5 protein-coding genes are annotated in these 7,525 nt (G+C 61.6%); 2 read left to right on the forward strand and 3 right to left on the reverse strand.

Annotated features, from left to right (window positions below):
* The first annotated feature begins 92 nt into the window (after window positions 1–92).
* Window positions 93–782, forward strand: coding sequence for an Mks condensin complex protein MksE (gene mksE / locus CDO35_RS21590; protein ID WP_099526636.1), 690 nt, complete (start codon window positions 93–95; stop codon window positions 780–782).
* Window positions 779–3,610, forward strand: a complete 2,832-nt coding sequence (gene mksF / locus CDO35_RS21595) for an Mks condensin complex protein MksF (RefSeq protein ID WP_099526637.1) — start codon at window positions 779–781, stop codon at window positions 3,608–3,610. Before mksE ends, mksF begins: the two co-directional genes overlap by 4 nt.
* A 142-nt stretch (window positions 3,611–3,752) precedes the next feature.
* Here the strand turns inward: mksF and CDO35_RS21600 are convergent, their stop codons facing one another.
* From CDO35_RS21600 to CDO35_RS21610, 3 genes are read right to left on the reverse strand one after another with little or no spacing between them, the layout of a single operon-like run.
* On the reverse strand, window positions 3,753–6,053 hold the full coding sequence (locus CDO35_RS21600; RefSeq protein WP_099526638.1) for a PqiB family protein: 2,301 nt from the start codon (window positions 6,051–6,053) through the stop codon (window positions 3,753–3,755).
* A complete protein-coding gene (locus CDO35_RS21605; RefSeq protein WP_099526639.1) occupies window positions 6,046–6,663 on the reverse strand; it encodes a paraquat-inducible protein A in 618 nt (205 codons plus the stop codon). Before CDO35_RS21605 ends, CDO35_RS21600 begins: the two co-directional genes overlap by 8 nt.
* Window positions 6,650–7,309, reverse strand: a complete 660-nt coding sequence (locus CDO35_RS21610) for a paraquat-inducible protein A (protein ID WP_099526643.1) — start codon at window positions 7,307–7,309, stop codon at window positions 6,650–6,652. Before CDO35_RS21610 ends, CDO35_RS21605 begins: the two co-directional genes overlap by 14 nt.
* Window positions 7,310–7,525: the final 216 nt, after the last annotated feature.

Raw genomic sequence — 7,525 nt, forward strand, 5'->3', positions numbered from 1 at the left:
GTGGACAGCGCTTTTCTTGTCCACCTTGTTGATTGCCATGCGGTGGACGGATAAAGCGTCGTCCACCCTACGACTGCCCGTGAGCATGACGCATGAACATTGATTTGAAAGAAATGACCCAGCTCGCGGCCGCCTTCCGCGACCTGTTCAAGGGCTACCACATCTCGCGCAGCGAGCCGGAGTGCTACGCCCAGTTGTCCAGCATGCAGGATCAGTATCGTGCACTGTTCCGCGCCCTCGGCTTCGAGCTGGTGTGCGACCCGCGCGGCTTCTACTACTTCGTGCCCGAGCAGGTCGCCCCGCAGGTGAACAAGACCGCTCAGCGCCTGGCGTTATTCACCTTCATTCTGGTCGAGCACCTGGCCGACCAAGGCCGCGACCCGCTCTCCGTACTCGACGGCGGCAGCATCGGCCGTGACGAGCTGCCGGCGCTGCTGGAGAAGTACCGCGACCTGTTCCTGCAGGCCGAAGTCACCACCTTCGAGGAGCTGGAAGACAAGATCATCCGCCGCCTCATCCAGCTCGGCTTCGCCGAGGACAGCAACGGTGTGTACCGCTTCCTGCCTCCGATGCATCGTTTCCTCGACGTCTGCCTGTCGGTGCAGCACGACCGTGACCTGGCCGCCAGCCTGCACAGCAGTGACCTGCCGCTGCCGGCTCCGGTGCTGCTGGACGATGACGGCGACGCCGATCCGCTCGAAGCCGTGGACGAAGAATCCGAGGATGATGCCCTGGCCCGCGCCATGGCCGAAGAACGCGCCGCACAGGAGATGGACGCATGAGCCAGGAACGCTACGGCATCCGCCGCTTCGCCCTGCTGAACACCGCCGGCTACAGCCTCGGCCTGTTCCCGCTGGAAAACCCGCTGTCGGTCTACGGCGCCAACAACCTGGGCAAATCCGCCTCGATCAACGCCCTGCAGTTCCCCATCCTGGCGCGCATGTCGGACATGAGCTTCGGCAAGTACAGCCTGGAAGCCTCGCGCAAGTTCTACTTCGCCAGCGACACCAGCTACATCCTCGTCGAAGTTGCCCTGCCCCATGGCCCGCACGTGATCGGCGTGGCCGGTCGCGGCCCGGGCGGCGGCTTCGGTCACCAGATCTTCGCCTACGCCGGCGAGCTGGATCTGGAGCATTACCAGCAGAACGGCACCTGCCTGCGTCAGCGCGAGCTGTTCAAGAACCTCGGTCAGGCCGGCATCACCGCCTACGAACTGAAGCCCGACGAATTGCGTCGCCTGCTGGTCGGCGGTCACACCAGCATTCCGCTGGATCTGACCCTGATCCCGCTGCGCTCGACCAGCGAGCAGAGCCTGAAGACCTTCCGCGCCCTGTTCATCAACCTGCTGCACATGCGCGAGATCACCGCCGCCAAGCTCAAGCAGCTGTTCCTCGATGCCTTCGAGCACAGCCTGCGCTCCGGCAGCGTCGACTACATCGCCGCCACCGAGGAAGCCTTCCGCGACGTACGCCGCATGGAGCAGGACTACCAGGCCCTGGTGACTGCCGGCCCGCAGATCGAGGCACTGGCGGCCGGCGTGGCCCAGCGCGAACTGCTGCGCGGCAAGCTACACCGCCTCTCGCCGCTGCTCGACAACCTGCTCGGCACCTGGCACGACTACGCCGATGCGCGCAAGGAAGAGCTGGTGATCCAGGCCGAACACTACCGCAACGAGCAGGACGATCTGCAGAACGAACAGCGTGGCGGCACCAGTGAGCTGATGCGCCTGGAGCGTGAGATCAGCGAAATCCAGCGCTGGCTGGGTGAGCTGTCGGTACTGAGGAACCGTTTCGCCCTGGTGGAAAACGCCAAGGTGCTGGAAGAACAATTGCTCGCCGCCAAGGACGCCCATGACGAACTGGCCGGCGCCCTGGCGCAGTCGCGGCAGTTCTCCAGCGAAGACCTGGACGAGCGCCTGCGCGACCTGGAAAAACGCCTCAAGTCGGTCAAGCAGCAGCTCGACCACGCCGACAACAACAGCTACTCGCGCCTGCGTGAGGAGTTCAGCCAGGCCGACGTCGACCGCCTGATGCGCCTGTTCAACGGCCAGCTGTTCAGCCTGCCGCTCGGCGAAAAAGGCATCCAGGCCGACGGCGACAACTGGGTCAAGGCGGTCGAAGCGGTGCTGGATCGCTTCAAGGGCGATACCTTCGCCGTGCCGGGCCTGTCCATCGACCTCAGCCATATCGAGCCGCCCGCCCTGCAGGCCCTGGCCGACCGCGCCGCCCTGCGCGACCAGAAGGATCGCCTGGAACGCGAGCTCAAGCAGCTCAAGACCCAACAGTCGGTCGCCGCCGACCGCGCCGCCAGCAAGGCCCAGGCCGAGACGCTGTACCAGGCCGTGCTGGATGCGCAGAAAGCCCTGGAAGACTTCCGCAAGAGCCAGACCCTGGCCGCCGAGGAACCGCAGAAGCTGGAACGCCTGGCCGAGCTGGAAGGCGCCCAGGACGAACTCAAACGTGCCAGCGATGCCTTCGCCGAGCGCGTGCAGCAACTCTCCGCCAAGCTGCAACTGGTCGGCCGCCAACTGGCCGATCTGGAAGCCAAGGAACGCACCCTGGAAGATGCCCTGCGTCGTCGCCAGTTGCTGCCGGCCGACCTGCCCTTCGGCACGCCGTTCATGGAGCCGGTGGACGACTCGCTGGACAACCTGCTGCCGCTACTCAACGACTACCAGGACACCTGGCAGGCACTGCAACGCATCGACGGTCAGATCGAAGCGCTATACGCCCAGGTACGCCTGAAGGGCGTGGCCAAGTTCGACAGCGAGGACGATGTCGAGCGCCGCCTGCAACTGCTGGTCAATGCCTACGCCCACCGTCAGGACGAAGCCCTGACCCTGGCCAAAGCGCGTCGTGCAGCGGTCACCGATATCGCCCGTACCCTGCGCAATATCCGCAGCGACTATGACAACCTCGAGCACCAGCTGGCGCTGTTCAACCGCGAGATTAACAAGCGCCAGGTCTCCAACCTGCAAAGTTTCCGCATCGTCCTGGCACCGAACAAGGAAGCCCTGCGCCATATCGATCAGATCATCCACAGCGCCGGCCAGTATGAGGAAGGCGAAACCCTGTCGGTGTTCGACCTGTCGCAATCAGCCGATCAGGATGCCAAGAACGAGGAAGCCAAGGACTACCTGTCGCGCCTGGTCGCTGCCAACGGCAACCAGCTGGGCCTGAAGGATCTGTTCGAACTGGCTTTCGAGATCACCAAGGTGCATGGCCAGCCGATCATCCACACGGACATCGATGGTGCCGCCTCCAACGGCACCACGATGACCATCAAGGCGCTGACCAACATGTACCTGTTGCTGCACCTGATGGATCGTGAGCAGGCCGGGCGCGTGCGTCTGCCCTACTACCTCGACGAGGCGGCGGACATCGACGAGCGCAACCAGCAGGCCCTGATCGAAACCAGCCTGCAGCTCGGCTTCGTGCCGATCCTGGCGTCGGTGAAGCCGCAGGTCTCGGCCCATGTGGCCATCGACCTGGAAGGCGGCAGCGGCCCCAACGGTATCTACATCGACGAGGCGGACTGGAAGTTCATCAAGCCACGCGAAAGCGCCAAGGCCCAGGAGCCTGCGCAGGAGGAAACTGCCGAGCCTGCCTGACCGCATCGCGGCTGAAGCCGCTCCTACGACTCACGCACGTGTAGGAGCGGCTGGGCGGCATTCCGCTTTAGCCGCGAGCTTTTATAGCCGCAAAAATGAAAGGGGCCGCTTAATGCGGCCCCTTTCATTTCTATGTTGCTCACTACTCCAACACGATCTTCGGCGCCCAATCCAGCCACCCGTCAACAGGCTCGTCGAACAGTGCAAACGTCTGCCCCGGCAATGCCGGCCCGCCCATCTCCGGATTGTTCGGCGTAGCGAAAGCAATACCGCCCTCGATCAAGGCCTCCAGCGACTCGGTGCGCACCTTCAGCCCCTTGAACAGCCCGGCATCGACACCGATACCACTGGCATTCCAGAAGCGGCTGCCCGAACGCACTAGCGGCGCATAGCGTGGTTCGATCAGCACATGGATCAATACACGGTCCGAGGTCGGTCCGAGCTCGAAATCCACCACCTTGCCGACCGGCACCTCCCGGTAGCTAACAATCACCCCCGGCTTGATCGACCCCCGCCGTGGCGCGCTCAGCACCAGGCGCAAGCCTTCCTCGCGCACAGCCTGGTTCGGCGGACTAATCAGGGCGGTGAACTCGGTACGGCGGGCGCCTTTCTGCGCCGACAACTGCACCTCCAGATACTGACCGCTGACCAGCGTACCGAGGTTAGCGGTACGAGTCAGACTCAGCTCCGGCTTCACCACCCAGAACTGCGTCCCCTCACGGGCGATCTGCTCCGCCGCCTGAGTGATACGCACATTGAGAATCACCGCCTGCAAGTCATCGGTCAGGCTAAGGTTCTCGACCTTGCCTACCTCCAGCCCCTTGTAGCGCAACAGCGTGCCCGGTTGCAGGCCATCGCCATCGGCCACGCGTATGGTGATCTGCTGGCCCAACTGCAAGGCATTGTCGCGATCAGCATGTAAAGCAAAGCGCTGCACTTGGCGATCCGACCTCACCGCCTGCAGGTCAGGCGTCTCGAAAGCGATGCCGCCCGCCAGTAGGGTCTGCAACGACTCGCTCTTGACCTCGACACCGGACAATCCACCCTTGAGGGTGATGCCGCTGGCGTTCCAGAAACGCGTGGAAGTATTGACCAGGTGTACGTAGTCCGGCTCGATATGCACGCCCAGCACGACTTGGCTGTTGTCGCGCGCCAGTTGATAACTCTGCACCGAGCCCACCTTGAGCTGCTTGTAGAGCACCGGACTACCGACGTCGATAGAGCCGAGCTGATCGGTGAACAGCACCAGATGCAGTCCAGGCGCCCCCAGGTCCAAAGGCGGCGCCTTGCTCCGCGCGACAAAGTTGCGTGCCGGCGGATTGCCTTTTTCTCCAGGCCGCACAGCGATGTAGTTACCTTTGACCAACGCCTCCAGGCCGGTGATACCAGCCAGCGAAATGGAGGGTTTGACCACCCAGAAATCCGAGCCCTCCACCAAGTACTCTTCGGCCAGTGGATTGATCGTCAGCTCGGCCGTGGCGCTATTGAGGTCACGGTCAACCTTCATAGCTTTCAGCGAACCGACCTGAATGCCCTTGTACATGACAGGCGTTCGGCCTTCCTGCAGCCCGTCAAAATCGCTGAGTTTCACGACGATCTTGATACCTGCCTGAGCCTCGTCGTAGTCCTCATAAAGACGGAACGGCAGCGCTGGATCGGTGGGCGGGCTGTCCTTGCGATGCTCGGGCGTGGCAAAGGCAATACCGCCAGCGACGATACTGGCCAGTGACTCGCTACGCAGTTTGAATCCGGAGAGGTCGGCATCAACGCTGATCCCGCTGGCATTCCAGAAGCGCGTATGTTTGCGCACCAGATGCGCATAAGCGGGCTCGATGAAGACCTTCACCTCAACAGTGTTCTGATCGTCACTGAGGATGTAGCTCTTCACTCGACCAACCTGAATCTGTCGATAGAACACCGGGCTGTCACGATCAAGCGAGCCCAGTCGGTCGGCCTTCAGCGTGATATGCAGCCCCGGAACATCGTCGCCCATCGGCGGCTCCTGGGCCAAGGCGGTGAAACTGCGCGTCGACTCACCCTCACCGGGGCTGAAGGTGATGTAGTTACCGGAAACCAACGTCTCCAGGCCACTGATACCGGCGAGACTTACGTTGGGTTTGACCAACCAGAAACGAGTACCTTCGCGCAGGAACTGTTCAATTTCCTTATTGACCTCTACCTGAGCCAGCACGCCGCGCTTGTCATCCGATGAATCCAGACTGATGGCCGTTACCTTGCCGACCGCCATGCCCTTGTACATCAGCTCGGTCTTGCCTGCCTGGATACCCTCGCCGCTGGCAAACACCAACTCCACCTGAATACCGGCCTCGCTATAGGCACGCCACGCCAGCCAGCCGCCAATCAGCAGTGCAATAAGTGGCAGAACCCAGATAGCCGACCAGTTCGAAGCAGGACGCGTCTTGGCCAGAGGAAGGTCAGTCATGATCGATTTCCGTGTTATCCCAGATAAGGCGGGGGTCGAAAGTCAGTGCAGCCAGCATGGTCAATATCACCACACTGGCAAAGGCGGCGGCACCCGCTCCAGCTTCGATGCTGGCCAGGCTGCCAAAATTCACTATCGCCACCAGAATGGAGATGACGAATATATCGAGCATCGACCAGCGGCCAATCCACTCGATGAAGCGGTACATGAGGATCCGCTGCTTGGCAGACATCGGTTGATGGCGCTGCACCGAATACAACAACAGCGCGATGCCCACCAACTTGAAGGTCGGCACCAGAATGCTGGCGATGAACACCACAGCAGCAATCGGCAGCATACCGAAGTGAATCAACTCAAGAACGCCGCCCATAATGGTTGAGGGTTCACCTTTGCCGAGGCTGTTGACCGTCATGATAGGCAGCAGGTTGGCTGGGATGTAGAGAATCGCCGACGTCAGCAGCAAGGCCCATGTCCTGATCAGGCTGTTGGAGCGACGGGCATGAATCTGCCCACCACAGCGACTGCAGTACTGGTGCTTGGCCGAGTCGTCGGCTGGATTGAGTTGATGACACTCGTGACAGACCAGCAATCCAGCCTCAATCGCCCGCATGGATATCCTCCCCGGACAAGGCTTCCCAAATCTGATGCGGCGACATGGTGACCTCCAGCCAGACCTGCACCAGCAACAGCGCGATGAAACAGAACAGGCCAAGACCAAGACTCAGGTCAGCCATATCCATGAGTTTCACCATCGCCACCAAGATGCCCATCAGATAAACCTCGAGCATTCCCCACTCACGCAGATGGTGGTAGATCCGGTACAGCAACAATCCGTAGCTACGGCCAAAGTCGATGCGAATACTGAGCAGCACCAGCAACTGACAAAGCAGCTTGAGCAATGGCACTGCCATGCTGCATAGAAACACCACCACGGCGATGCCCTGCATACCGCTTTCATACAGCCCGATGACACCGCTCCAGACGGTGTCCTGCGAGGTCTGCCCCAGCAGGTTGAGTTGCATGATCGGCAGGAAGTTGGCCGGGACATAGAGCAGCAGAGCCGTCAGCACCAAGGCCAGGCTACGCCGTACCACATGATGACGGTGGCTGAACAACTCATAACCACAACGCGGGCACTCGGCACTTTCACCATCCTGTAGCACCGGCTTGCGCATCAACAGATCGCACTCATGACAGGCGACCAGTTGCTCGATCGGCAACGATGACAAGGATGGTTCGGGCGGCGAGTCAGACATGAAAGTCCCCAGCATAATTCGCGCATTCTACCCGAGCGGCGCTTTTATTGGTGCGTGCCCCAAGCCTGTAGGAGCGAGCTCTGCTCGCGAAGCGTCAGCGGATCAACCGTAGGGTGCGCCGTGCGCACCGCGGTTACCGCGTCTTAGCCGGTGCGCGCAGCGCACCCTACGCGATGGCCTGAGCGCATTTTCCGCGCTGCAAAGAAGAAACCCCAG

Origin of the sequence: Pseudomonas sediminis, from assembly GCF_002741105.1 — a bacterium.
Taxonomy (GTDB): Bacteria; Pseudomonadota; Gammaproteobacteria; order Pseudomonadales; family Pseudomonadaceae; genus Aquipseudomonas; species Aquipseudomonas sediminis.

Coding starts and splice junctions, on each gene's coding strand:
- CDO35_RS21610 (WP_099526643.1), bottom strand. CDS start 7,309: ATGTCTGACTCGCCGCCCGAACCATCCTTGTCATCGTTGCCGATCGAG.
- CDO35_RS21600 (WP_099526638.1), bottom strand. CDS start 6,053: ATGACTGACCTTCCTCTGGCCAAGACGCGTCCTGCTTCGAACTGGTCG.
- mksE (WP_099526636.1), top strand. CDS start 93: ATGAACATTGATTTGAAAGAAATGACCCAGCTCGCGGCCGCCTTCCGC.
- mksF (WP_099526637.1), top strand. CDS start 779: ATGAGCCAGGAACGCTACGGCATCCGCCGCTTCGCCCTGCTGAACACC.
- CDO35_RS21605 (WP_099526639.1), bottom strand. CDS start 6,663: ATGCGGGCGATTGAGGCTGGATTGCTGGTCTGTCACGAGTGTCATCAA.